Below are 23,662 nucleotides of genomic sequence, written 5' to 3'. Positions count from 1 at the left end.
AGAAAAATAAGGTCTTTACATGTCTGCTGATACCCAACATTTTACTGGTACAGATCAATATATCGCGACTGATAGTCTTAAGCTTGCTGTAAAAGCAGCTCGTGCTTTGCAAAAGCCTTTACTGATTAAGGGTGAACCTGGCACGGGGAAAACTTTACTTGCTGAACAAGTAGCAGAAAGCTTAGGTTTAAAACTGATTACTTGGCATATCAAATCTACAACCAAAGCGCAGCAAGGGTTGTATGAATATGATGCAGTTTCTCGTTTACGAGACAGCCAGTTAGGTGATGACCGAGTTTACGATATTAAGAACTATATTAAGCCCGGTAAATTGTGGGAAGCTTTCACGAGTGAAGAGCGCTGCGTATTATTAATTGATGAAATTGATAAAGCTGATATCGAGTTTCCAAATGACTTGCTGCATGAACTCGATAAAATGTCTTTTTATGTTTACGAAACGAATGAAACAATTACCGCAACACAACGTCCAATAGTCATTATTACTTCGAATAATGAAAAAGAATTACCCGATGCTTTCTTGCGTCGTTGTTTCTTCCACTACATTGAATTTCCAGATGAAGCGACCATGCGAGAAATCATTGCGGTTCATTTCCCCAATATCTCTGCAACATTGGTGAACGAAGCTTTACAGGTGTTCTTTAAACTACGTGAAATTCCTAATTTGAAGAAACCGCCATCGACTTCTGAGTTAATTGATTGGTTAAGTTTACTCATGGCAGATGATATGCCAGAAGATGTATTACGTAATCGAGATACATCTAAAGCGATTCCACCTTTATATGGTGCTCTCATCAAAAACGAGCAGGATGTACAACTTCTCGAACGCTTGGCTTTCATGTCTCGACGTTAAGGGAGGGAGTAACCCATGTTTGTGCGGTTATTTTACACCTTACGTAAATATGGTGTTCCAGTTACTACTCGTGAACTCATTGATTTAAACCGTGCAGTGAGTGAAGGCTTAGTTTTTGCCGATCAAGAAGAGTTTTATCAGCTTGCTAAAACTATTTTAGTTAAAGATGAGCGCTTTTTTGATAAGTTTGATCGTGCCATGAAAGATTACTTTGATGGCATTGAAACTTTTGATATCGATGAGTTGCTTAAGCAAGTTCATAAATTGCCAAAAGACTGGTTCGATTTAGAACTTCTCGAAAAGCATTTAACTCCTGAACAACGGGCAGAACTCCAAAAAGCAGGTTCTTTAGAAGAACTGATGAAAATGCTGGAAGAGCGATTACGCGAACAGCACAAGAAACACCAAGGTGGTAACCGTATGGTTGGCACAGGTGGAACTTCACCTTTTGGAGCTTTTGGTGACCATCCAGAAGGCGTAAGAATTGGTGGGCCGAGCCGTAAACGTTCGGCGGTTAAAGTCTGGGAACAGCGTAAATACCAAAATCTAGATGATGACCAAGTTCTTGGTACTCGTCAGATGCAAATTGCTTTACGCCGTTTACGCAAATTTGCTCGCCAAGGGGCAGCCGAAGAGTTAGACGTTGACGGAACTATTCGAGAAACAGCCAAACAAGGTATCTTGGATGTTCAGATGGTGCCAGAGCGTCGTAATCGAATCAAAGTACTCATGTTGTTTGACGTGGGCGGTTCGATGGATGCGCACATTGCTCAATGTGAGAAACTTTTTAGTGCAGCTAAAACTGAATTTAAAACACTCGAATACTTTTATTTCCATAACTGTCTTTATGACTATGTCTGGAAAGATAATTACCGAAGAACAGCGACCCGCATGAATACGTGGGATTTGTTTCATACCTACGGACGCGACTACCGTGTAATTGTGGTAGGTGATGCCAGTATGGCACCGTATGAGCTGAAATCAGTGGGTGGTTCGGTTGAATATATGAATGATGAAACAGGTGAGGTTTGGTTACGTCGCCTACGTCAACATTTTGATAAAACAGCGTGGTTAAACCCTGAAACTGAAGGGTATTGGCATTACACTCAAACCATTGGTTGGATTAAAGAGATTTTTGAAAATCATATGTATTCAATGACGCTAAAAGGCATTGAGGATTTAACGCGCTACCTTTCTCGATAAACTTGATAACTTTAATAATTTAAAAAAGAGGATGATATGCAACATCAAATTAATGGTATTGCTTTACCGAATGAACAGGGATTTTTTGGTGAATATGGCGGTCAATTCATACCACCACATTTAAAAGAAGCAATGGATGAAATTAATGTTGCTTATGAAGAAATTCGCCATACAGCGGAATTTCAAAATGAACTATCAGATCTTTTTTCAAATTATGTAGGCCGTCCAAGTCCTTTATTTCATGCTAAGCGTCTGTCAGAACAGTTAGGCGGTGCGCAAATTTATTTAAAGCGTGAAGATTTAAATCACACAGGTGCCCACAAAATTAATCACTGCTTAGGTGAGGCCTTACTTGCTAAATATATGGGCAAAAAGAAGGTTATTGCTGAAACAGGTGCGGGTCAGCATGGGGTCGCTTTAGCAACGGCTTGTGCTTTAGTGGGTATTCCATGTGAAATCTACATGGGGCAAGTAGATATCGAAAAAGAGCATCCTAATGTGGTCAAAATGAAAATTTTGGGTGCTCATTTGGTAGCAGTTACACGTGGTACAGCAACTTTAAAAGATGCTGTAGATAGTGCATTTGAAGAATATTTAAAAGATCCTAAAAACTTTATATATGCCATTGGTTCTGTAGTTGGACCACATCCATTTCCAAAAATGGTACGAGATTTTCAATCGATTATTGGTCATGAAATTAAAGAGCAGACGCATCATCGTTTTGGAAAAAATCCGGATTATGTGGTGGCATGTGTCGGTGGGGGTTCAAATGCAATTGGTGCGTTTACAGCCTTTTTAAATGATTCAGATGTGAAATTAGTTGGCGTTGAACCAGCAGGACATGGTTTAGAAACTCACATGCATTCGGCAACTTTAACCTTAGGTAAGCCAAGCCAAATTCATGGTATGGCGTGTTACGTGCTTGAAAATGAAGCTGGTGAACCGTTACCGGTGCATTCTATTGCCTCAGGATTGGACTATCCGGGTGTTGGGCCACAACATAGCTTCTTAAAAGATTTAGGACGTGTTGAATATAGCACTGCAACTGACCAAGAATGTTTAGAGGCTTTTATGACCTTATCTCGTGTTGAGGGCATTGTTCCTGCACTTGAAAGTTCACATGCGGTCGCTTGGGCAATTCGTGAAGCGCCTCAACTACCGAAAGAAACCATGATTGTGGTTAATCTCTCTGGACGTGGAGATAAAGACTCTGATTATGTAGCAGAGAAGCTTAAGCTTTAAGCCAATTCAAGACGAAAAGCGGTCAATGTTTAAAAACCGCTTTTTTATTTTATAAATTAAATTTATGGCTACTTAAAACTTCATTATTTCTTAATTAAAACAAAGTATTCTAATTTTAAGCTGTGATTGTTAGAGATAGGTGTGTAAAACACTGGTTCACAAGGCAAAGCGTTGCGTTGCTTGGTCTCACTCAGTAGAATAGTCACTTTGCAAAATTTGCCTTTGGAGACGCCTAAGTGGAGCGACCGACGATTAGCCCTGAACATTTACAGGAAGCTGCTGAAAATTTATCAACAATTCGAGATTTTATTCGTTTTGGGGTATCAGCATTACGTCAACATGATGCACATTTAGGACAAGGTACTGAAGATTATTTTGCAGAAAGTTCTGCACTAGTTTTACAAACCTTATCTCTTGAATGGTCAGCAGACGCAGAAATACTAGATGCCAAATTATTACCAAGTGAAAAAGCAGAATTTTTAAGTTTGTTAGAACGTCGTATTAATGATCGTATTCCAACTTCTTATTTATTAAATTTAGCTTACTTCTTTAATAAGCCATTTTATGTAGATGAGCGTGTACTTATTCCGCGTTCACCAATTGCAGAGTTAATTGAGCAACGTTTTGCACCTTATTGCTTAGATGAAAATGGTCAAATGCGCGAAGCTCTCAATAACCTACCAGAAAATGCAAAGCCTAAAACACCACAACGTATTTTAGATATGTGTACAGGTTCGGGCTGTATAGCTGTAGCTTTGGCTTATGCTTACCCAGATGCTGAAGTGGATGCAACAGACATTTCTAAAGAAGCCTTAGAAGTAGCTTCGATTAATGTTGAACACCACAATAAACAATATCAAGTTGCGTTACTTGAATCTGATTTATTTGCCAAGATTCCAGCTGAAAATCAGTATGATTTGATTGTAAGTAACCCTCCGTATGTTGATGCCGAAGATATGGCTGACTTACCAGAAGAGTTTTTACATGAACCTGAACTTGCTTTGGCAGCAGGCCAAGATGGTTTAGACCTCGTGCGTAAAATGCTTGCTCAAGCAGCAGATTATTTAACTGAAGATGGTCTTATTGTTATTGAAGTTGGTAACTCTGAATGGGCTATGCGTCAGAACTTCAATACCATCGATTTCAACTGGCTTACTTTCCAAAAAGGTGGTTCTGGCATTTTTGCTTTAACCGCAGAACAATGTCGTCGTTATAGAAAACTATTTGAACAGCAACAAGCATAAGGAGTTGTACATATGGCAGGGAACAGTATTGGACAACTCTTTCGTGTAACGACATGTGGTGAGTCTCATGGCGTTGGCCTCATGGCAATTGTTGATGGTGTGCCACCTGGTCTTGAGCTAAACGAAGAAGATCTACAACAAGATCTAGACCGCCGTAAGCCAGGTACATCGAAATTTGCAACTCAGCGCAAAGAGCCTGATCAAGTTGAAATTATTTCTGGTGTGTTTGAGGGTAAAACCACGGGTACACCAATCGGTTTACTCATTCGTAATACTGACCAGAAATCCAAAGATTACGGCAATATCGCGCAAACCTTTAGACCGGGCCATGCGGACTACACCTATACACAAAAGTATGGTTTCCGTGATTACCGCGGTGGTGGACGTTCTAGTGCTCGTGAAACTGCTATGCGTGTTGCAGCGGGTGCTATCGCTAAAAAATATTTAGCAGAAAAGTTCGGCGTTTTGATTCGCGGCCATGTCACCCAAATTGGTAATGAAGTAGCTGAAAAATTGGATTGGAATGAAGTTCCGAATAATCCATTTTTCTGTGGTGATGTCGATGCTGTTCCCCGTTTTGAAGCACTAGTGACATCTTTGCGTGAACAAGGTACCAGCTGTGGTGCCAAGCTAGAAATTTTAGCTGAAAAAGTTCCTGTAGGTTGGGGTGAACCTGTTTTTGATCGTCTTGATGCTGATATTGCTCATGCCATGATGAGTATTAATGCGGTTAAAGGGGTAGAAATTGGTGACGGTTTCGCAGTTGCCGGGCAATTTGGTCATGAAACACGTGATGAGTTGTCGAGTAATGGCTTCTTGGCGAACCATGCAGGCGGTATTTTGGGTGGTATCTCAAGTGGTCAAACCATTCGAGTCGCTATTGCATTAAAGCCTACTGCAAGTATTACAACGCCAGGGAAAACGATTAATTTAAATCGTGAAGATACTGACGTATTGACTAAAGGTCGTCATGACCCATGCGTAGGTGTACGAGCGACTCCAATTGCAGAAGCAATGTTGGCTATTGTCCTCATGGACCATTTCTTGCGCCATCGTGCCCAAAATGCAGATGTAATTCCACCATTTGCACCAATTGAACCATAGTTATAATTTTTGACTATATTAAATAAAGCCCTATATTTAACCTAAATGTGGGGCTTTTAATTTTTATTAGATTAGAACTTGTTAAATTTTAAATTATTTCTTGTCTTATAATTCCTATACAAATATAATGCCGTGCGATTTATTTTTGAATATATTTATCTTTTAATATTGGGAATTAAAGTTTCATTAATTTACTGAGAGGACTCAATATCTATATTTATTTCTAGAAGCTAATTTCACTAAACTGCTTCTATATAAGCTTATTACATATTTAAATTTTATTACTTTAAACAAATTATTTTGAAGTCATCATTGAAATTGGGGAAATATCAATGAATCAATGCACATATAGAATTGGCTGTATGTCAAAGGATAAACTATTGCCAAAAAACTTACAGGCAATGATAAAAGTTATTCATGACTTATCTTTATCTTCTCAGCTATGTGAAAACTGGATATATAGCGATGATAACCCAGATATATATATTATTGATTTAGATAGTGGCTACACCAATATCCTTATTCCTAAAAAAATTAAAATCGTATTAAGTAATAATCCTGAGCTTTTAAAAGGTTACCAATATGGGCTGAAGAGACCAATACGGTATCAGGAACTTTTGAATATATTGAAAGAAGTGGAAAATAACGAGTATTTCCAAAAGACTCATCAAGAGCGTATAGCAAGTAATAAAAATATAGCTTCTAAAGAATTTGAGGAAACAAAAATTTTATATAAACTTGTTTGTTATCCAAACTTTAAAAACATTCATGCGGAGCAGATTGTTAACGTAACTAGAGTTTGTGCTTTATTGTCTATTGAATCAAAAACAGCACAAGAAATTAAGAAGTTTTTGAACTTATCTGTAGATGAAATACAAAAAATTATAGAAATTATTAGAAAAGAAGCCTATCCAAACGATGAAACAATACATGAGAATATTGTTTCAATATTACCATTTTCAAATAAGACTATTCCCAATACACCCCAAAGAATACAACAAAATCTTCTATTTTACTTTTTTAATAAAATATGGAGAAAGTTGAGGAGTGGATTTCTAATAAATTAAAGTATTTCTAAAGTAGAGTAATTAAATTCGATAATTTTTTATAAATTATCTTTAGCTTTTGCCACGGATGGAAAAGCTACTATTGATTACTTATCATTTTGAATCGAATCAAGGAGTGCAAAACAGTAAATTATATATTTATTAATCAAAAAATATTCTCAATATTATTCTGACTCTTTAAGTTAAATCTACAATTTGTTCTTCATTTACAGCGATCTTATATTGATTACGTCCATTCGTTTTTGCTTTATATAATGCATGGTCAGCTCGTGCAACAAAAGCAGAAATTGAGTCGTTTAGTCGTGGAATTGTGGTTGCGACTCCAACGCTAATGGTGACATAGGGTGAAACATCACTACAAGGGTGCTTAATCGCAATCTTACTAATTGCATTCATTAAACGCTCGACCTGTATTAAAGCTTGCTGGGCATTTGTCATTGGGAATAAGAGTAAGAACTCTTCGCCACCATAACGAGCAACTAAGTCACCACTACGAGCAGCAATAGAGGAAATTGCAACTGCGATTTCTTTTAAACATTCATCACCTTTTATATGTCCTAGTGTGTCATTGTAAGATTTAAAATAATCAATATCGACCATCATAATGGTGAGTGGTGTTTCATGGCGTAATGCACGTCGCCATTCATTATCAAGAGTCTCATCTAAATAGCGGCGATTGGCTAAACCTGTAAGTGCATCTTGCTGCGAAAGTAAAGAAAGTTGCTGTGCTTGTTGCATGAGCTCAATACGGTTTAGCTCGATCATGCAGTTTTGTAAATAGTTTTCACGGTGCTGACGGTCAGTTGCATAGGCGAGAGTCATTCCTAGAAAACTACTAAAGGTATAAGTGCGGTTCAGAAAAGTCCAGTCGATTACACCATTTAAGTAGTTACTTACTAAAATTCCAGCTAGTCCTCCTATCCATCCAGCAAATATGGCGGTATAGAAACGCATACCAACAGCACCATAAATAATGACGATTGCATACATCATCGCTGCATGAAAAAGAACATTTTCTTGTCCATTTTCTATAACGTTAATTAAAATAAAAGTAATTGCTACCGCTAAAGCTGAGCCAATTCCTACATAATAATCAAAATACTGATTTAATTTTTTAATAAATGATAAAATCCAAGCAATAAAAATAATTACACCGACCCAAGAATAATAGTTAAACCAGGGTAAAACTTGCTCAGTTGGCAATACTTGATATATACCAAAACTTAAAAATATATATAATATTAAAATAATAGGTGCTCTATAGCGGAACTCATAGGCAGCACCGTTTTGGTATTGAAAACGATAAATCGTTTCAAGCTGCTTTGGAAACCATACGAAATTTAAACCTCGCGTGGTTAATAAATCTATTTGTTCCTGCCCCAATATATTGGAACCCTGCAACTTCATAATTAATGCTCTCTATATTGGAAGTTGTCATAAAATGAGACTTATTTTAAGTAAAGTTCCATCTAAAAATATTGATTATATAATGTGTGGTTTATAGAAAATAATAATACAGTTTTTTTAAAAAAGTAATGATTTTTATCTATGTTAAATGTGATAAAAATCACGACATTTCAATGATTAGTGGAACAATTATCTAAAGATCCACAATCCATCGAAAAAAGTTACAAATGGTCGATTAACGATTGTATCTTTATCATTTTCGGATAGACTTATAGCGTGAAATACAGATGATTGCTGTCATATAAATAGGAAAATTAGCAATGACTGCTCTAAATCAATATGGAATGAATTTAGAAATTACACCGCATAATGAATGGTCACAACGGTTCTGGGACGACCTGTTACCAGCGAAAGAACGGGTGAGTAAACATCCGTTTTTTACGGAAATGGCCAATGGGGGATTGAGCCTAGATAGTTTCCGTTATGCTTTACTTAATTTCTATCCATTAGTCGCCCATTTCCCGTCGTATATGGCTGGAGCATTAGGCAAAGCAACAGGTTTTTCTGAGCCTGGAGTTACAGAAGCAAGAGATTGGTTAATCCAAAATATCAAGGTAGAAGAGCGACACTTAAAATGGTATCGCGATTGGGCTGGAGGTTTTGGCTTAACTGTCGATGAGCTTGATCATGTACGCCCACCGGCTGCAATGAATGCGGTAAACCATTTTCTATGGAATATGAGTTATCGTGGAAATTTGGCAGAATGTCTTGCTGCAACAAATTTGGCGATTGAATGGGCAACTGGAGATTGGTCAATTCAGGTGTATAAAGGTATTCATACCTATACTAATCATCCTGAAGTCACGATTGATAAACGTTCTTTAGCTTGGCTGCGCGCTCATGCCCATTATGATGATCTTCATCCATATGAAGCTATGGAGTTGATTAAGCGCTTATGTAATGACCGTCCTGACTGGCAGCAAAAAGCATTTCATGCTGCCGAAGAAGGGCTACGGTATTATGAATTAGCCCTAGACGACTGCTATAAAGTACAGCTTCAGGCTTCTGCTTGATCTCACTTAAAAAAGGGAGAATATCGTATGGATATTCTCCCTTTTATTTTATTCAAGCAATTTTAAAAGTTTAGTTCGATAAGGTGTTTCTTCGGGTAATAATTCAAGCAAACGTTCAACGGCATCTACACGGTCCGGAACACGGCTGACTACTCGTAATAGTTGATCAATATCCTCAATTTGATAAATCACATGACTCAAGCGAGCATCAAAACAATCTCTCCATGCACATAAAAATGGACTTTCTGATTTAGATAAAAAACTTCCTCTATAGAGTGTAAGGGTGGTCGATGTGAAACCAAGGTTTAATGCTTGTTCTGCCATTAAAAAATCACATTGAATTTCACAGTTAAGACGATAAGGCCGTGACTCAATGACACCTGGAATTAAATTTCTAAGTTGAGAAAGTTCTGCTTTTAACGTGGTGGTACTTACAGGCCGGTCACCATATAATGCATAGTGAAGTTCTTCAAGATTAATCCCTTCGGGACAGAGGGTTAGAATACATAGAATTTCAATCTGGCGTTGAGTCAATGTAAGGCTGTGTTGGTTATATTGAACTTTGGGCGTTCCAAAGGCCTTAATATACAAAATATTTTTTTGATGTAGCTGAATTGCTTGTTTAACAATATCTGCACATCTTTCAACGGCTAAAAGACCAAGAGAATTATGCTTATGAGATTTAGTCGATAAATTCATAATCCCATAAAATTGACCAGTATGTGTGTCGGTAATCGGTGCGGCATAACACACCCAATCCCTGACACTATTCATCTGGTTTTCATGTGAATAAACGCAGTTCGGTGAGTGAGTATTCAATGCTAATCCAATTGCATTTTGTCCTACAGCCTGAGTAGACCACTGACCACCTTCAACAAAGTGTACTTGCTCGGCTGATGAGCGCATTGGATGGCTACTCCATGTCCAAAGTAGAGTGCCATGAGGATCAGTCACACCAATTGCCATATCGGCATCTTCGGCAATATGCATTAAATTGCGATGACACTCATGAATCGAACGACCAAATAATGAATGTTCCCATTCTTCATTAAGATCAAAAATAGGGGCTGCATCAAGATCAAGAGATGGTTTTTTTCCTAATTTTTGAGAATGGGATGAAGATTCCGGCCGAAATAAGGACGAAGTAGTGTCTATAAAAGGCGATGATAATTGTTCTGACATATCCATATCGAAATTCCTTTATCATTGAAATGGCGTATCCGTAGCCGCTCAACTGTTATAACTTTTTTATTGTGACTATTTCCTAGTTATCTCCTTACCTTAAATAATTTTATAGGTCTTGACCATTATCCTATTGGATAAGTTTTGTTAATTGCCTATTCCTTACGACAAGACATCTTGTCGGCTGAAAGGTTTTGGTGCTGCTTCTCCAAAATATTGTCGATCAGCAAAATAGCTAGAACGGACCATCGGTGCACTCCAGATATTTTTAAAACCTAATCGTTTACCATGTCGAGTATATCGTTCAAATTCTTGTAAATTTACAAACCGATGAATAGGTGCATGTGATTTTGAAGGCTGAAGATATTGACCAATCGTGACAAGATCTACTTGATAATCTTTTAAGTCATTAAGTAGAGCAAGTACTTCTGCCTCAATTTCTCCTAACCCAACCATTAGACCAGACTTGGTTTTGATATCGGGACAATATGCTTTAAAGCGTTTTAGCAGCTCTAGTGAATGTTGATAGTCTGACCCAGGACGCATCGCTTTATATAAACGAGGAACTGTCTCAATATTATGATTAAACACATCTGGTGGAGATAAACTCAAAGTTGAAAGCGCTGTTTCTAAACGTCCACGAAAATCTGGTACTAAAATCTCAATTAATGTCTCTGGACAGCGCTTTCTGATCTCTTCAATACATTTTACAAAATGTGCAGCTCCACCGTCGTGTAGATCGTCGCGGTCAACAGAGGTAATCACGACATACTTTAAGTTTAGGTTTGCGACGGTTTCAGCTAAGTGTTTAGGTTCATCTTCGTCTAAAGCTTTTGGACGACCATGAGCCACATCACAAAAAGGGCAGCGTCTAGTACAGATGTCTCCCATAATCATAAATGTAGCTGTACCTCCACCAAAACATTCGGGTAAGTTTGGACAGGCTGCTTCTTCGCAAACGCTATGCAACTTTTGTTGGCGTAGCAAATTTTTTATCCGTTTGATTTCTTCAAAATCGGTTATTTTTGCTCTAATCCAATCCGGTTTAGTGGGTAACTCTTCTGTAGGTAAAATTTTAATAGGAATGCGAGCGACTTTATCTGCTCCTCTTAATTTAATACCAGTTTCTGCTTGTCTTTTAAAATCCATATTAATAATTCCATTTTGTTTAAAAATTATTTAAACTCCTGTTTTTTTAATTTAACAACTTATTTAAATCATATTAATAAGTCGTAATTAATTAAATACACAGGGTGTGGCGAGTATTATAAAATAAGAAAGGTTGGTTAAAGGTTTGTTTTTTAAATCAATGAAAATTATAAAAAATTTTTTAAATTATTTTTATAGGTTAAGTTTTTGAAATTAAAAAATTAATTAAGTTTATTTTAAATAAAAACTTTTTAGTCTAATAGATTAATTCTTGATTTTAGATTTAAGTATTTATAGCGAATTAGATTTTCGCTTGAAACTTGGTTGAACTTTTAAAATCAAGATAATAAAGGAAAAGGATATGCAATTAACGGAAGAGCAATTACTCGCAGCATATAAACGCATGCGTGATATTCGTGAATTTGAGGATCGACTTCACGAAGAAAATACCAATGGTGATATTCCAGGTTTTATTCACCTATACAGTGGAGAAGAGGCTGTTGCGGTTGGTATTTGTGAAAACCTAACCGACAAAGACTATATCACTTCAACCCATCGTGGACATGGGCACTGTATTGCAAAAGGTTGTGACATTCACGCCATGATGCTGGAAATTTTCGGTAAAGATGAGGGACTGTGCCGTGGAAAAGGCGGTTCTATGCATATTGCCGATTTGGATAAAGGTATGCTCGGTGCCAACGGAATTGTGGGCGGCGGGCCTCCTTTAGCAATTGGTGCAGCGTTGACAGCAAAAACCTTAAAAACTGGTGGCGTGGGTCTGTCTTTTACAGGTGATGGTGGTTCAAACCAAGGCCTGACCTTTGAAGCAATGAACATGGCTGTTGTTCTTAAACTTCCAGTAATTTTTGTTTTCGAAAATAACGGTTTTGGTGAAGGAACGGGCCATGATTACGCGGTAGGAAGTAAGGATATTGCTGGCCGTGCAGCTGGTTTTGGTTTACCAGCAGTTAAAGTTGATGGTACCGATTTCTTTGCAGTTTATGAAGCGGCCCAAACTGCTATTGATCGTGCACGCCGTGGTGAAGGCCCAAGTGTGATTGAAACCATTACAAACCGCTTTTATGGCCACTTTGAAGGTGACCCTGGTTTGATTCGCTCTAAAGAAGAAGTCGAATTTATCAAAGAAAATAAAGATCCTTTGAAAATTTTCCGAGAAAAAGTCAAAGGCAAAATTGATGAAGCCAAACTAGACGAGATTGATGCAGCATCTAAAGCAAATGTTGATGATGCCGTTGCTAAAGCTCGTGCTGCGGCATACCCACAACCAGAACAACTCCTTACTGACGTCTATGTCTCTTACTAAAGGAATAGTAAAGATGCCAAATAAAAGTTTTCGTAATGCGATTAAAGAAGCCATTGAATCAGAAATGCGCCGTGACCCAACTGTTTTTGTGGTTGGCGAAGATGTGCGCGGCGGCCATGGTGGCAAAAATACCGAAGAGAACGAGCTTGAAGGCTTCGGTGGGGTACTTGGTGTAACCAAAGGTTTGTGGACGGAATTTGGTTCAGAACGTGTTATTGATACCCCAATTACCGAATCAGCGATTATTGGTATGGCCGCTGGTGCTGCGGCTACAGGTTTACGTCCTGTTGCTGACTTAATGTTTATGGATTTCTATGGCGTGTGTCATGACATGCTTTATAACCAAGCCGCTAAGTTCCGTTATATGTTCGGCGGAAAAGCAAAAGCGCCAATGGTTGTACGTGGCATGATTGGTGCAGGTTTTTCTGCGGCAGCTCAGCATTCTCAGTCACCATATAACGTATTTGCTGCGGTTCCAGGCTTAAAAGTTGTAGTTCCATCTAGCCCATATGATGTGAAAGGGCTATTAATTCAGGCTATTCGAGATGACGACCCTGTGGTGTTCTGTGAGCATAAAATGCTTTATGACATTAAAGGTGAAGTTCCAGATGATGCCTATACCATTCCTTTTGGTGTAGCAAATTACACCCGTGAAGGGACAGATGTGACCATTATTGCTTTAGGGTTGATGGTACACCGTGCCAATGAAGTAGCGGATAAATTGGCAAAAGATGGCATTTCAGTTGAAGTGGTAGACCCTCGTACAATTTCACCTCTGGATGAAGAAGGAATTTTAGAGTCTGTTGCATCGACTGGACGTGTGGTTATTGTGGACGAATCAGCGGCACGCTGTGGCTTTGGGCATGATGTTGCTGCACTAGTTGCACAAAAAGGTTTCCACTATTTGAAAGCACCTGTTGAACTCGTAACGCCACCACATACGCCTGTTCCATTCTCTCCAGTTTTAGAAAAAGAATGGATTCCAAGTGTAGAGCGTATTGAGCAAGCTGTGCGAAAAACATTGGAGGCTTAGGATGAGCGAAATTAAAACGCTGGAGATCCCGAAATGGGGATTATCCATGGAAGAAGGCACGATTGCCCAATGGTTGATTAAAGAAGGTGATAGCTTTAATAAAGGTGATGAAATTTGTGAAATTGAAACCACAAAAATCGTCAATGTATTAGAAGCGCCTTTTGCAGGAACGCTCCGTAAAATTTTAGCAAAAGATGGTGAGACTTTACCGGTCGGTGGGTTTATTGCGGTATGTGCTGAAAGTGAAGTTTCTGATGCAGAAATTGAAACATTTATTGCATCACTCGGTGGTTCAGCAGCTAAAGCTCCTGAAGCATCTTCGGAACAGAGTAAAGCGGAAACATCTGCACCTGTTGCTGAAAAAGCAGAACAACCACAGTCTATAGCTGCAAGTGCTCCAGTTCCAGTAAAGGCTGCTAAAGGTGACTACGCTGTACCCGAGTCATTACAAGGTTATCAAACATCTGATGAGTTGTTTACAACACCGCATGCGTTAAAACTTGCTGAAAAGCATAATGTGAACTTAGCGAAAGTCACAGGTTCTGGCCGTGGAGGACGTATTAGTGTTCAAGACATCCAGAAAGCTGTGCAGGCTGCTGGAGGTCAGTGGCCTGATATTAAACAGCAAACTCAAGCTAAAGTAGTTAAATCTACTGCCGACGATAGCCGAGTTTCTGCGACGCCTGTAGCACGTCGTTTAGCAAAACAGTGGGGCATTAACTTAAATGACTGCCGTGTTTCAGGTACTCGTGGCCGCGTTTGTAAAGAAGATGTTGAAGCAGTTTACTATCGTAATAACCCAACGTCGGTAAATGAACAATCTGCTCAATGTGCTGTTGCTCAGCCACAGTCGACTGTTACAACTGTGGCGATGAATGGTATGCGTAAAGCGATTGCTTCACGGTTACAGGCTGCAAAACGTAACGCACCGCATTTCCGCCTAGTAGTCGATCTAAACGTAGAAGCTATGCAAAAACTACGTAAGCAAATTAATGAAACTGTGCCACAGGTGAAGCTTTCTATTAATGACATGTTAATTAAGGCAGCTGCAGCAGCACTCATTAAAGTACCTGAGGTGAATGTTCAATTTGATGAGGCGACTCAATCAATTTTACAGTTCTCTCAAGCAGATATTTCAGTAGCTGTGGCAATTCCAAACGGTTTAATTACACCCATTGTGAAAGCGGCGAATCAAAAATCGTTGGCACAAATTTCCGATGACATGCGTGATTTGGCAACGCGTGCCAAGACTGGCAAGTTACAACCTGATGAGTTTCAAGGCGGCAGCTTTAGCATTTCAAATTTAGGAATGTTAGGAATTAAACAGTTCGATGCCATTATTAACCCACCGCAAGGTGCAATTATGGCATTAGGTGCTTCTGAATCTCGCGCTGTTGTTGAAAATGGCAATGTAGTGGTTCGTGAGATTGTCACAGCGACTTTGTCATGCGATCACCGAGTCATTGATGGTGCAGTTGGGGCGAAATTCTTGGCCAGCTTTAAGCAGTTTGTTGAAAACCCTGCTTTAATTTTGGTGTAGGAGAACCCGCATGTCAGAAGCTCAATTTGATTTAATTGTGATTGGCGCGGGACCGGGTGGGTATGTGGCTGCAATTCGTGCAGCCCAGCTCGGGTTAAAAACCGCAATTGTAGAAGAACAACATTTAGGCGGAATTTGCCTAAACTGGGGCTGTATTCCAACTAAAGCTTTGCTTGCAGGGGCAGAGCTTGCAACTCAGTTTAAACATGCCGGACAGTTTGGTTTTCAAGTTTCTCAACTCGATTTTGATATTCAAAAGCTTGTGCAACATAGCCGTCAAGTGTCAGCTCAGTTAGTACAAGGCATTGATTACTTACTTAAAAAGAATCAGGTGACTGTGTTTAATGGTCGTGCTCAGCTGATGGCGAAAGAAAAAATTGAAGTGACCGATGCTCAAGGTAAAAGTCAGGCTTTGAGTGCACCCCATATCATTTTGGCAACTGGAGCTAAAGCTCGACATGTTCCTCAGCTTCCTGTCGATGGAACGTACGTGTGGAGCTATAAAGAAGCGCTTGTACCAGAGCAGTTACCAAAAAGCTTACTGGTTGTGGGTTCGGGTGCAATTGGTAGCGAGTTTGCTAGTCTTTATCAAGACTTAGGTTGTCAGGTCACGCTTATTGATTTAGCCAAGCAGATTTTACCAACTGAAGATGCAGAAATTGCTCAATTTGTCAGAAAACAATTTGAACAAAAAGGTATGAAAGTCTTAACCGATGCTGTTGTTCAAAGCATTCAAATTGAAAATGGTCAAGTTCACTGTGTGGTTGAAACGGCAAATGATGTTCAAACGCTTGTTTTTGACCGTGTACTTTCGGCAATTGGTGTACAGCCTAATACTACGGAGCTAGGGCTAGAACGTTTAGGTGTGGAACTCAATCCACAAGGTTTTGTGGCAATTGATGACTATTGTAAAACCAATGTAGCAGGGCTTTATGCGATTGGTGATGTGGCTGGAGCACCGTGTCTTGCCCACAAAGCAAGCCATGAAGCCATGATATGTGTCGAGAAAATTGCTGGTGTAGCAAACGTCCATTCACTCGATCGTAGCCAGATACCGGGTTGTATTTTTACGCATCCACAAGTGTCGAGTATTGGTTTAACTGAAAATGCAGCAAAAGCTAAGAATTTGCCTATACGAACCGGCAAGTTTTCTTTAACTGCGAATGGCAAAGCTTTGGCAATTGGAGATGCGTCAGGTTTCGTTAAAACAATCATTCATGCAGAAACGGGCGAACTACTTGGTGCACATATGGTAGGCCATGAAGTGACTGAACACATTCAAGGCTTTGCCATTGCGAAATATCTAGAAGCAACTGATGAAAGCTTAGCTCAAGTGATTTTCCCGCATCCAACATTATCAGAAGCCATGCATGAGTCCATTCTGGCTTCAATGCAACGAGCGATTCATATGTAGAAATTCTGCATTTACAGGAGTTGAACATGGTTAAGGGATTAAAAAATAAGGTCGCTTTAGTCACAGGGGCAGCTCAAGGCATTGGCCGTGGGATTGCCCTGCGCTTGGCGCAAGAAGGGGCACATATTGCATTAGTTGATATGAAACAAGATCGATTGAATGATGTGCAGCAGGAAATTCAGGCTTTAGGTATAAATGCGAGCACATTTATTGCTGATGTCAGTGACCGTGAGCAAGTGTACGCTGCTATAAATCATGCTGAGCAGGCCCTTGGTGGATTTGATGTCATGATTAATAATGCTGGAATTGCACAAGTTCAAGCGATTGCGGATATCACACCTGATGAATTTCAAAAAATTGTTGATATTAATATTGGTGGAGTGCTGTGGGGAATACAGGCTGCTGCTGCAAAATTTAAGCAACGCCAACATAAAGGTAAAGTCATTAATGCCTGCTCAATTGCGGGCCATGATGGGTTTGCTTTACTCGGTATTTACTCAGCAACCAAATTTGCGGTACGAGCACTTACCCAAGCCGCGGCAAAAGAATATGCCAGTCACGGTATTACGGTAAATGGATATTGCCCCGGAATTGTCGGAACGGACATGTGGGTTGAAATCGATAAACGTTTTGCTGAAATTACGGGTGCTGCAATTGGTGAAACTTATAAAAAATATGTGGAAGGTATTGCCTTAGGTAGAGCCCAAACACCAGATGATGTAGCCGCTTTAGTTGCTTTTCTGGCGAGCGAAGATTCGGACTATATTACGGGTCAATCCATTTTAACGGACGGCGGCATTGTCTATCGCTAAAACAACATCCTGATGTGAGGGAGATAATAATGAAAGCAGCGCGTTTTTATGACAGAGGCGATATTCGCATTGAAGATATCCCTGAACCAGAAGTCACACCCGGCACTGTAGGTATTCAGGTGGCTTGGTGTGGAATTTGTGGTACAGATTTACATGAGTTTATGGAAGGGCCGATTTTTATTCCACCGTGTGGACATCCGCATCCTATTTCAGGCGAATCAGCACCGATTACCATGGGACATGAGTTTTCAGGTGTGGTCTATGCCGTTGGTGAAGGTGTTGATGACATTGAAATTGGTCAACATGTCGTAGTAGAGCCTTATATTGTGGCCGATGATGTGCCGACTGGACCGGGCGATAATTATCATCTTTCCAAAAATATGAACTTTATTGGTTTAGGTGGGCGTGGTGGTGGTTTATCCGAAAAAATTGCGGTTAAACGCCGTTGGGTGCATCCAATTTCCAATAAAATTCCATTAGATCAGGCGGCCTTAATTGAACCGTTATCAGTGGGTCATCATGCCTATGTGCGTAGTGGTGCAAAGGCTGGTGATATTGCACTGGTAGGTGGTGCGGGCCCAATAGGTTTGTTGCTTTCAGCAATTTTAAAAGCGAAAGGTATTAAGGTCATCATTACCGAGCTAAGTGCAAAACGTAAAGAAAAGGCCAAAGAGTCGGGAGTTGCAGATTATATTTTAGACCCTTCAGAAGTTGATGTTGTTTCTGAGGTCATGAAAATTACTAATGGCGATGGCGTCGATATCGCATTTGAATGTAGTAGCGTTAACAAAGTTTTAGATACTTTGGTTGCAGCAGTCAAACCAACAGGCGTTATCGTTATTGTTTCGATTTGGAGCCATCCGGCATCAATTAATGTACATAGTGTGGTGATGAAAGAGCTTGATGTACGCGGTACGATTGCCTATGTGAATGACCATCAAGAAACGATTAAACTGGTCGAAGAAGGTAAAATAAATCTTGAACCTTTTATTACCCAGCGTATTCAACTTGATGATTTGATTTCACAAGGTTTTGAAACCTTAATTCATAACAATGAGTCAGCCGTTAAGATTATCGTACAGCCCTAAATAGATACTTAAACCTATAAAAAAAGAGCGATGATTCGCTCTTTTTTTATTAAAGTAAATTGTTGTCTTGGGCTTCAATAATAGGCGGTAATGGCTGCCCTAAAGAGCTTAGAGACTCTCGTTCAATCAAGCGTACAATTGAATCGAGCGGTAAATCATTTTCTTGCAAACCGAAAGGTTCTTCAATTTGAGCACTTAAGGCATCTAAACCTAAAAACATATAAGCGATTAAGCCGACAATAAGTGGTGTCCAGATGCCCAAAGCTGCTTCAAGGCTAAATGGTAATATGAAACAGAAGCAGTAAACGGCACGGTGCAAAAGTACTGAATATGAATAGGGTAAAGGTGTCCCAGCAATACGGTCACAACCTGCTTGGATATTGCCTAACTCAACAATATGTCGATTTAAAGTGCTATAGATAATGTCACTAATTTCACCATCTTTGAGTATTTTAACTAAATCTTTTTGAATATTTTCAAGTACAAACTGAGGGGCATTAATATGTTCATTTAAATAATTAAGTGAAGAATTATTTAAATAAGCATGTTCAAGAAATTTTGTGGGTTCGACTGTTTGTTGACGCAGTCGATCACGCAATAAATTACTAAAAATTAAGACCTGATGGATTAAATGTTCACGTTGTTCATTAGATAGAACATGACTATCTCTAACAATATGTCTGGCATTGGCAATTAAAGCACCCCAAAGTTTGCGGCCTTCCCACCATCGGTCATAACATGCGTTATTTCTAAAACCTGTACAAATCGAAAGAATCACACCAAATATTGTAAATCCAATCGCGGGTACGGTAGGAATTTGAATCCAATGATAATAAGAGAGCCAGACCACACAGGCTGAAATAAGTACAACAAAACTCAGTGCAGGCAAAACCTTCGGCAAAATTGTTCCTTTCCAAGCAAATAATAATTTAAATACATTGCTTTTATCACGAACAATCATATAAAGCCTTTGAACTAACGAACCTAACCAAGTGCAGTATGATACGCCTTAGACGAGATAAATACCTAGCTAAAGCTTATGCTTTTGTCTGTATCGCCAAAGCGTGGTACGGCTAATTCCAAAAATATTCGCCACCATATTCAGATTGTGGTTATATTTTTCTAAAGCTGCTTGTACATTTTCAGGGGTAAGTTCTGTATTTGTCTCAGGCAATTTAACGTAATCTTCAGCATTTAAGAGTTCATTTGGTAAGTCTTCGACTTCAATTTCATCCTTACCATTTGCCATGGTTAAAGCATAAAGCAGGGTGTTTTTAAGTTCACGAACATTCCCGGGCCAGTCATAGTTCAATAAAATCTGCATGGCTTTTTGATTGACATGACGAGGCATTGTGTCGAGTTGAGTTGAGCTCTCTTTTAAAATCTGATCGACAATAAGAGGAATATCGACTTTTCGCTCTCTGAGTGGTGGTATAAAAATTGGTATCACACGCAAGCGGTAAAGCAAATCGTGACGGAAACGCCCAGCCTTAGCTTCTTCGCGTAAAGCTTTATGTGTTGCAGTGATAATTCGGACATTGGCTTGAATCGGTTTTTCACCACCTACAGGGGTGAATTCACCTGTTTCTAACACCCGTAATAATTTAGCTTGAAGCTCTAAAGGAATCTCTGCAATTTCATCCAGAAAAAGAGTCCCACCAGCGGCACGTTCAAACACGCCTTTATGGTCACGAATTGCTCCTGTAAAAGCGCCTTTCACGTGTCCAAAAAGTTCACTTTCTAAAATATTGGCATTGAGCGCAGCACAGTTAATCGCTACAAAAATCTTATTTTTACGCTGGCTATAATCATGAATTGCTTTTGCCACCAGTTCTTTACCACTACCAGATTCACCGCGGACCAGCACTGGAAACTCTGTAATTGCTACTCTTTGAATGATTGAAAACATACGAGCCATTTCTGGTGAGCAACTATTGAAAACTTTAGCCAAGTCTTGCAATTGTTTTGTTAGCGTTGATTGACCAGCAATATCATTTTCTGTGCCAACTGGCTGTAAAATATGTAACTTGCCAATAATATGATGCTCGGCAATATAAATATCATGTTCTTGATAGATAAATCGCTTTCTTATTTTAGGAGTATTGATCTCAAGATATTGATTGTGATGATCTTGAGTAAGCGCTGCCATACTCTCAACAGAAATATCGTCTGTATTAAATTTATAGTGAATTGCGTGAGTCGTTGTGTCTGCTAAAAACAGACTCGCATTTGGAAATAAAGCCTTAAGTTGCTCAAATAATATATAAAAATCTTGTTCTGACTCAAAATTTAACTTTGCCATTTCATGTGTTTCACAATCGTTTCATTGAAACATACTTGAGTTTCAAGGGAACATCAAGCTCAGTTCATTTTCTTATCTTAATTTTATTAATTAACTTAACAATTTGATTTTTATATTTATTATTAAATTTTAAATAATTGGCACCTTATTTGCAAAATATAGGAAAGAAATAAATTATTAAGGTATAAATCATGTTCTTTAAGCAGTTTTTTGAGCAGGAAAGTTCGACTTATACATATATGCTTGGGTGTGAAGAAACACGAGAGGCTGTTTTAATTGATCCAGTCGCTTCAGATATAGAGATTTATGTAAAAGAATTAGAGCAGCATCAATTTACACTCATCTATACATTAGATACACATGTTCATGCAGACCATATTACTGCTGCAAATTTACTTCGTGAACGTTTCCATTGCAAATCGGTTTTACACCGAAACTCAGATGTAAGTTGTGGAGATATTTTAATTACAAATGGATGCATGCTTAAATTCGGCAACCTCAGTATTGAAGCGCGTTATACACCAGGTCATACCAATGCGTGTACGAGTTATTTAGTTGAAAACATGGTTTTCACGGGCGATGCATTATTAATTGATGGTTGCGGTCGAACCGATTTCCAGCAAGGTAATGCAGGCACACTTTATGACAGTATACATAAACAACTTTTCAGCCTACCTGACGACACTATTGTGTATCCGGGACACGATTATAAAGGTCGTCTATCTTCAACGATTGGTTATGAACGCTTAAATAACTCACGCCTAGGACAGAATCGCTCGCGCGAAGATTTTATTAAATTAATGAATAACTTAAATCTGCCATATCCAAAACAAATCGATAAAGCACTACCTGCTAATCAGGCCTGTGGTTCAACTTCACAATCATAATAAGGTGGCAATATGGAACTTAAACAATTTAATCAAGATTTTTATGTTGCTGGTCAAATCACTGTCGATGAGGTCGCAAAAATTGCAGATCAGGGAGTAAAAACTCTGATATGTAACCGACCAGATGGAGAAGGTGCAGACCAACCCAATATAATTGAAATTGAAGAAGCAGCTCAGCAATATGGCCTAAAAGTAATTTATCAGCCTGTTACCAGTGGAAAAATTACTGATCAGCAAGTTGCCGAGTTTAAGCAACTTTATCAGAATGCCAAAAAACCTGTTTTAGCGTATTGCCGTTCTGGTATGCGTGCAATTAGTTTATGGGCTTTGGCCGAAGTTGACCCAAAAGATACAGCGCTATTAGTAGAAATGGGTAATACGCTTGGGTTTAACTTAAAAGGCCTAGTCCCACGTATTTTAAAACGTGATCATGAACCAGCCACTATTCGTTGTTATAGCGTTGTGATTGTTGGTGCTGGGGCTGCAGGAATTTCTGTTGCATCGAGCTTACTGTCTCGTGAACCTCATTTAGATATTGTCATTATTGATCCAGCCGATACTCATTATTATCAACCCGGCTGGACCATGGTAGGGGCTGGTATTTTTAAACCACAAGTAACCGCACGCTCTATGGCAAGTGTGATTCCTTCAAAAGTTAACTGGATGAAAGCTGCCGTTGCTGGATTTGACCCTGAGCATAGTCAGGTTATTTTGGAAGGATGCCAACCCATTCAATATAAGGCACTGGTCGTCTGTCCAGGCTTAAAACTGAATTGGCATAGAATTGAAGGTTTAGTTGAAACCTTAGGTAAAAATGGGGTGACGTCTAACTATCGTTATGATTTAGCGCCGTACACATGGGAACTGGTGCAAGAGCTAAACGGTGGAAAGGCAATCTTTACCCAGCCGCCTATGCCAATTAAATGCGCCGGTGCTCCTCAAAAAGCAATGTACCTTTCAGCCGATCACTGGTTAAAGCAAGGCAAACTTAAAGACATCTCTCTTCATTTTTATAACAGCGGCGGTGTTTTATTTGGTGTGAAGGAATATGTACCTGCACTAATGCAATATGTCGAAAAATATGGATCTGAACTGCACTTTAACCATCAACTTGTCAAAGTAGATGGGCCTGCAAAAAAAGCATGGTTTAAGGTAGTAAACGATGAAAATGCAGCATTGGTCGAAACAGATTTTGACATGCTGCATGTTGTTCCACCGCAACAAGCCCCAGACTTTATTCGTGCCAGTACTCTTACTGATGAAGCAGGCTGGGTGAGTGTGAATCCTCAAACTTTACAACACACACAGCATGCCAATATTTTTGCTTTAGGCGACGTGATGAATGCGCCTAATGCCAAAACTGCTGCTGCGGCACGGGCACAAGCTCCGATCGTTGCTGTGAATGTTATAGCCCAGCTCAAGGGTGAGCAGAATTTCTGCGAGTACAACGGCTATGGCTCATGTCCACTTACCGTAGAGCGTGGAAAAATCGTTCTAGCTGAGTTTGGTTACGGCGGAAAACTACTTCCAAGTTTTCCGAAATGGGTAATCGATGGGCAAAAACCATCACGTTTAGCATGGTTGCTAAAAGAACAGATTTTACCGCCGATTTATTGGCAAGGCATGCTCAAAGGCCACGAATGGATGGTCAAACCTGAGCGAGGGTAAACAAAGCAACGCTTTGTCCGAGCGCAAGGCGAAAGCTGTGCTTGAGCGGAAG

Annotated in this window: 20 protein-coding genes; 15 read left to right on the top strand and 5 right to left on the bottom strand. The window is 39.4% G+C overall.

Annotated features, from left to right (window positions below):
* Positions 1-19: 19 nt before the first annotated feature.
* The 6 genes from F931_RS09220 to F931_RS09195 all read left to right on the top strand — a co-directional run bounded on the left by F931_RS09220 (position 20) and on the right by F931_RS09195 (position 6,731).
* Positions 20-871, top strand: coding sequence for an AAA family ATPase (locus F931_RS09220; protein WP_005069362.1), 852 nt, complete (start codon positions 20-22; stop codon positions 869-871).
* A 15-nt stretch (positions 872-886) separates the two neighbouring features.
* Positions 887-2,074 carry a vWA domain-containing protein gene (locus F931_RS09215; RefSeq protein WP_016141112.1) on the top strand — a complete coding sequence of 396 codons (1,188 nt, stop codon included), beginning with the start codon at positions 887-889 and terminating at the stop codon, positions 2,072-2,074.
* Between the two features lie 36 nt (positions 2,075-2,110).
* Positions 2,111-3,316, top strand: coding sequence for a tryptophan synthase subunit beta (trpB, locus tag F931_RS09210; RefSeq protein ID WP_016141111.1), 1,206 nt, complete (start codon positions 2,111-2,113; stop codon positions 3,314-3,316).
* Between the two features lie 236 nt (positions 3,317-3,552).
* Positions 3,553-4,560 carry a 50S ribosomal protein L3 N(5)-glutamine methyltransferase gene (prmB, locus tag F931_RS09205; RefSeq protein ID WP_016141110.1) on the top strand — a complete coding sequence of 336 codons (1,008 nt, stop codon included), beginning with the start codon at positions 3,553-3,555 and terminating at the stop codon, positions 4,558-4,560.
* A 12-nt stretch (positions 4,561-4,572) separates the two neighbouring features.
* Complete coding sequence (gene aroC, locus F931_RS09200) at positions 4,573-5,664, top strand: chorismate synthase (protein ID WP_016141109.1); 1,092 nt, start codon at positions 4,573-4,575, stop codon at positions 5,662-5,664.
* 332 nt (positions 5,665-5,996) lie between these two features.
* The gene (locus F931_RS09195) at positions 5,997-6,731 is read left to right on the top strand and encodes a hypothetical protein (protein ID WP_016141108.1); all 735 of its coding nucleotides are present in this window, start codon (positions 5,997-5,999) and stop codon (positions 6,729-6,731) included.
* 177 nt (positions 6,732-6,908) lie between these two features.
* Here the strand turns inward: F931_RS09195 and F931_RS09190 are convergent, their stop codons facing one another.
* Positions 6,909-8,138 (bottom strand): GGDEF domain-containing protein, encoded by a 1,230-nt coding sequence (locus F931_RS09190; RefSeq protein ID WP_016141107.1) that lies wholly within the window; start codon positions 8,136-8,138, stop codon positions 6,909-6,911.
* 320 nt (positions 8,139-8,458) lie between these two features.
* Here F931_RS09190 and F931_RS09185 point away from each other — a divergent pair, with 320 nt between their 5' ends.
* A complete protein-coding gene (locus tag F931_RS09185; protein ID WP_016141106.1) occupies positions 8,459-9,211 on the top strand; it encodes an iron-containing redox enzyme family protein in 753 nt (250 codons plus the stop codon).
* 48 nt (positions 9,212-9,259) lie between these two features.
* Here the strand turns inward: F931_RS09185 and F931_RS09180 are convergent, their stop codons facing one another.
* Positions 9,260-10,399, bottom strand: a complete 1,140-nt coding sequence (locus F931_RS09180; RefSeq protein ID WP_016141105.1) for a hypothetical protein — start codon at positions 10,397-10,399, stop codon at positions 9,260-9,262.
* 156 nt (positions 10,400-10,555) lie between these two features.
* On the bottom strand, positions 10,556-11,542 hold the full coding sequence (lipA, locus tag F931_RS09175) for a lipoyl synthase (protein ID WP_016141104.1): 987 nt from the start codon (positions 11,540-11,542) through the stop codon (positions 10,556-10,558).
* Between the two features lie 361 nt (positions 11,543-11,903).
* Between lipA and acoA the strand changes: the two genes are divergently transcribed.
* The 6 genes from acoA to F931_RS09145 are packed head-to-tail and all read left to right on the top strand — an operon-like array spanning position 11,904 to position 18,753.
* The gene (gene acoA / locus F931_RS09170) at positions 11,904-12,866 is read left to right on the top strand and encodes a thiamine pyrophosphate-dependent dehydrogenase E1 component subunit alpha (RefSeq protein WP_016141103.1); all 963 of its coding nucleotides are present in this window, start codon (positions 11,904-11,906) and stop codon (positions 12,864-12,866) included.
* A 13-nt stretch (positions 12,867-12,879) separates the two neighbouring features.
* The gene (gene acoB / locus F931_RS09165) at positions 12,880-13,899 is read left to right on the top strand and encodes an alpha-ketoacid dehydrogenase subunit beta (protein ID WP_004792520.1); all 1,020 of its coding nucleotides are present in this window, start codon (positions 12,880-12,882) and stop codon (positions 13,897-13,899) included.
* A 1-nt stretch (position 13,900) separates the two neighbouring features.
* Positions 13,901-15,439, top strand: a complete 1,539-nt coding sequence (gene acoC / locus F931_RS09160) for a 2-oxo acid dehydrogenase subunit E2 (RefSeq protein WP_016141102.1) — start codon at positions 13,901-13,903, stop codon at positions 15,437-15,439.
* Between the two features lie 10 nt (positions 15,440-15,449).
* Positions 15,450-16,853, top strand: a complete 1,404-nt coding sequence (gene lpdA, locus F931_RS09155; RefSeq protein WP_016141101.1) for a dihydrolipoyl dehydrogenase — start codon at positions 15,450-15,452, stop codon at positions 16,851-16,853.
* Positions 16,854-16,879: 26 nt separating this feature from the next.
* Positions 16,880-17,665 (top strand): acetoin reductase, encoded by a 786-nt coding sequence (gene budC / locus F931_RS09150; protein WP_016141100.1) that lies wholly within the window; start codon positions 16,880-16,882, stop codon positions 17,663-17,665.
* Between the two features lie 29 nt (positions 17,666-17,694).
* Positions 17,695-18,753 (top strand): 2,3-butanediol dehydrogenase, encoded by a 1,059-nt coding sequence (locus F931_RS09145; protein WP_016141099.1) that lies wholly within the window; start codon positions 17,695-17,697, stop codon positions 18,751-18,753.
* 49 nt (positions 18,754-18,802) lie between these two features.
* Here F931_RS09145 and F931_RS09140 read toward each other — a convergent pair whose 3' ends face one another.
* Both F931_RS09140 and ntrC read right to left on the bottom strand, forming a co-directional pair.
* Positions 18,803-19,714, bottom strand: coding sequence for a bestrophin family protein (locus tag F931_RS09140; protein WP_000637009.1), 912 nt, complete (start codon positions 19,712-19,714; stop codon positions 18,803-18,805).
* A gap of 69 nt (positions 19,715-19,783) precedes the next feature.
* Complete coding sequence (gene ntrC / locus F931_RS09135) at positions 19,784-21,055, bottom strand: sigma-54 interaction domain-containing protein (protein ID WP_016141098.1); 1,272 nt, start codon at positions 21,053-21,055, stop codon at positions 19,784-19,786.
* Positions 21,056-21,246: 191 nt separating this feature from the next.
* On the opposite strand from ntrC, the gene F931_RS09130 reads away from it, so the two are divergent.
* Together F931_RS09130 and F931_RS09125 are read left to right on the top strand one after the other, a co-directional pair.
* Positions 21,247-21,942 carry an MBL fold metallo-hydrolase gene (locus F931_RS09130; protein WP_016141097.1) on the top strand — a complete coding sequence of 232 codons (696 nt, stop codon included), beginning with the start codon at positions 21,247-21,249 and terminating at the stop codon, positions 21,940-21,942.
* A gap of 12 nt (positions 21,943-21,954) precedes the next feature.
* Positions 21,955-23,610 carry a bifunctional protein tyrosine phosphatase family protein/NAD(P)/FAD-dependent oxidoreductase gene (locus F931_RS09125; protein WP_016141096.1) on the top strand — a complete coding sequence of 552 codons (1,656 nt, stop codon included), beginning with the start codon at positions 21,955-21,957 and terminating at the stop codon, positions 23,608-23,610.
* The last annotated feature ends 52 nt before the right edge of the window (positions 23,611-23,662 follow it).

This window comes from Acinetobacter pittii ANC 4050, assembly GCF_000399685.1.
Classification (GTDB): domain Bacteria; phylum Pseudomonadota; class Gammaproteobacteria; order Pseudomonadales; family Moraxellaceae; genus Acinetobacter; species Acinetobacter pittii_E.
The sequence above is the reverse complement of the archived record's forward strand: the minus strand, read 5'-3'. Positions and strand labels throughout refer to the sequence as shown.

What these genes read in the sequence shown, in the direction of transcription:
- F931_RS09220 (WP_005069362.1), top strand. Translation starts at nt 20, where the DNA reads ATGTCTGCTGATACCCAACATTTTACTGGTACAGATCAATATATCGCG.
- F931_RS09215 (WP_016141112.1), top strand. Translation starts at nt 887, where the DNA reads ATGTTTGTGCGGTTATTTTACACCTTACGTAAATATGGTGTTCCAGTT.
- trpB (WP_016141111.1), top strand. Translation starts at nt 2,111, where the DNA reads ATGCAACATCAAATTAATGGTATTGCTTTACCGAATGAACAGGGATTT.
- aroC (WP_016141109.1), top strand. Translation starts at nt 4,573, where the DNA reads ATGGCAGGGAACAGTATTGGACAACTCTTTCGTGTAACGACATGTGGT.
- F931_RS09195 (WP_016141108.1), top strand. Translation starts at nt 5,997, where the DNA reads ATGAATCAATGCACATATAGAATTGGCTGTATGTCAAAGGATAAACTA.
- F931_RS09190 (WP_016141107.1), bottom strand. Translation starts at nt 8,138, where the DNA reads ATGAAGTTGCAGGGTTCCAATATATTGGGGCAGGAACAAATAGATTTA.
- F931_RS09185 (WP_016141106.1), top strand. Translation starts at nt 8,459, where the DNA reads ATGACTGCTCTAAATCAATATGGAATGAATTTAGAAATTACACCGCAT.
- F931_RS09180 (WP_016141105.1), bottom strand. Translation starts at nt 10,399, where the DNA reads ATGGATATGTCAGAACAATTATCATCGCCTTTTATAGACACTACTTCG.
- lipA (WP_016141104.1), bottom strand. Translation starts at nt 11,542, where the DNA reads ATGGATTTTAAAAGACAAGCAGAAACTGGTATTAAATTAAGAGGAGCA.
- acoA (WP_016141103.1), top strand. Translation starts at nt 11,904, where the DNA reads ATGCAATTAACGGAAGAGCAATTACTCGCAGCATATAAACGCATGCGT.
- acoB (WP_004792520.1), top strand. Translation starts at nt 12,880, where the DNA reads ATGCCAAATAAAAGTTTTCGTAATGCGATTAAAGAAGCCATTGAATCA.
- acoC (WP_016141102.1), top strand. Translation starts at nt 13,901, where the DNA reads ATGAGCGAAATTAAAACGCTGGAGATCCCGAAATGGGGATTATCCATG.
- lpdA (WP_016141101.1), top strand. Translation starts at nt 15,450, where the DNA reads ATGTCAGAAGCTCAATTTGATTTAATTGTGATTGGCGCGGGACCGGGT.
- budC (WP_016141100.1), top strand. Translation starts at nt 16,880, where the DNA reads ATGGTTAAGGGATTAAAAAATAAGGTCGCTTTAGTCACAGGGGCAGCT.
- F931_RS09145 (WP_016141099.1), top strand. Translation starts at nt 17,695, where the DNA reads ATGAAAGCAGCGCGTTTTTATGACAGAGGCGATATTCGCATTGAAGAT.
- F931_RS09140 (WP_000637009.1), bottom strand. Translation starts at nt 19,714, where the DNA reads ATGATTGTTCGTGATAAAAGCAATGTATTTAAATTATTATTTGCTTGG.
- ntrC (WP_016141098.1), bottom strand. Translation starts at nt 21,055, where the DNA reads ATGGCAAAGTTAAATTTTGAGTCAGAACAAGATTTTTATATATTATTT.
- F931_RS09130 (WP_016141097.1), top strand. Translation starts at nt 21,247, where the DNA reads ATGTTCTTTAAGCAGTTTTTTGAGCAGGAAAGTTCGACTTATACATAT.
- F931_RS09125 (WP_016141096.1), top strand. Translation starts at nt 21,955, where the DNA reads ATGGAACTTAAACAATTTAATCAAGATTTTTATGTTGCTGGTCAAATC.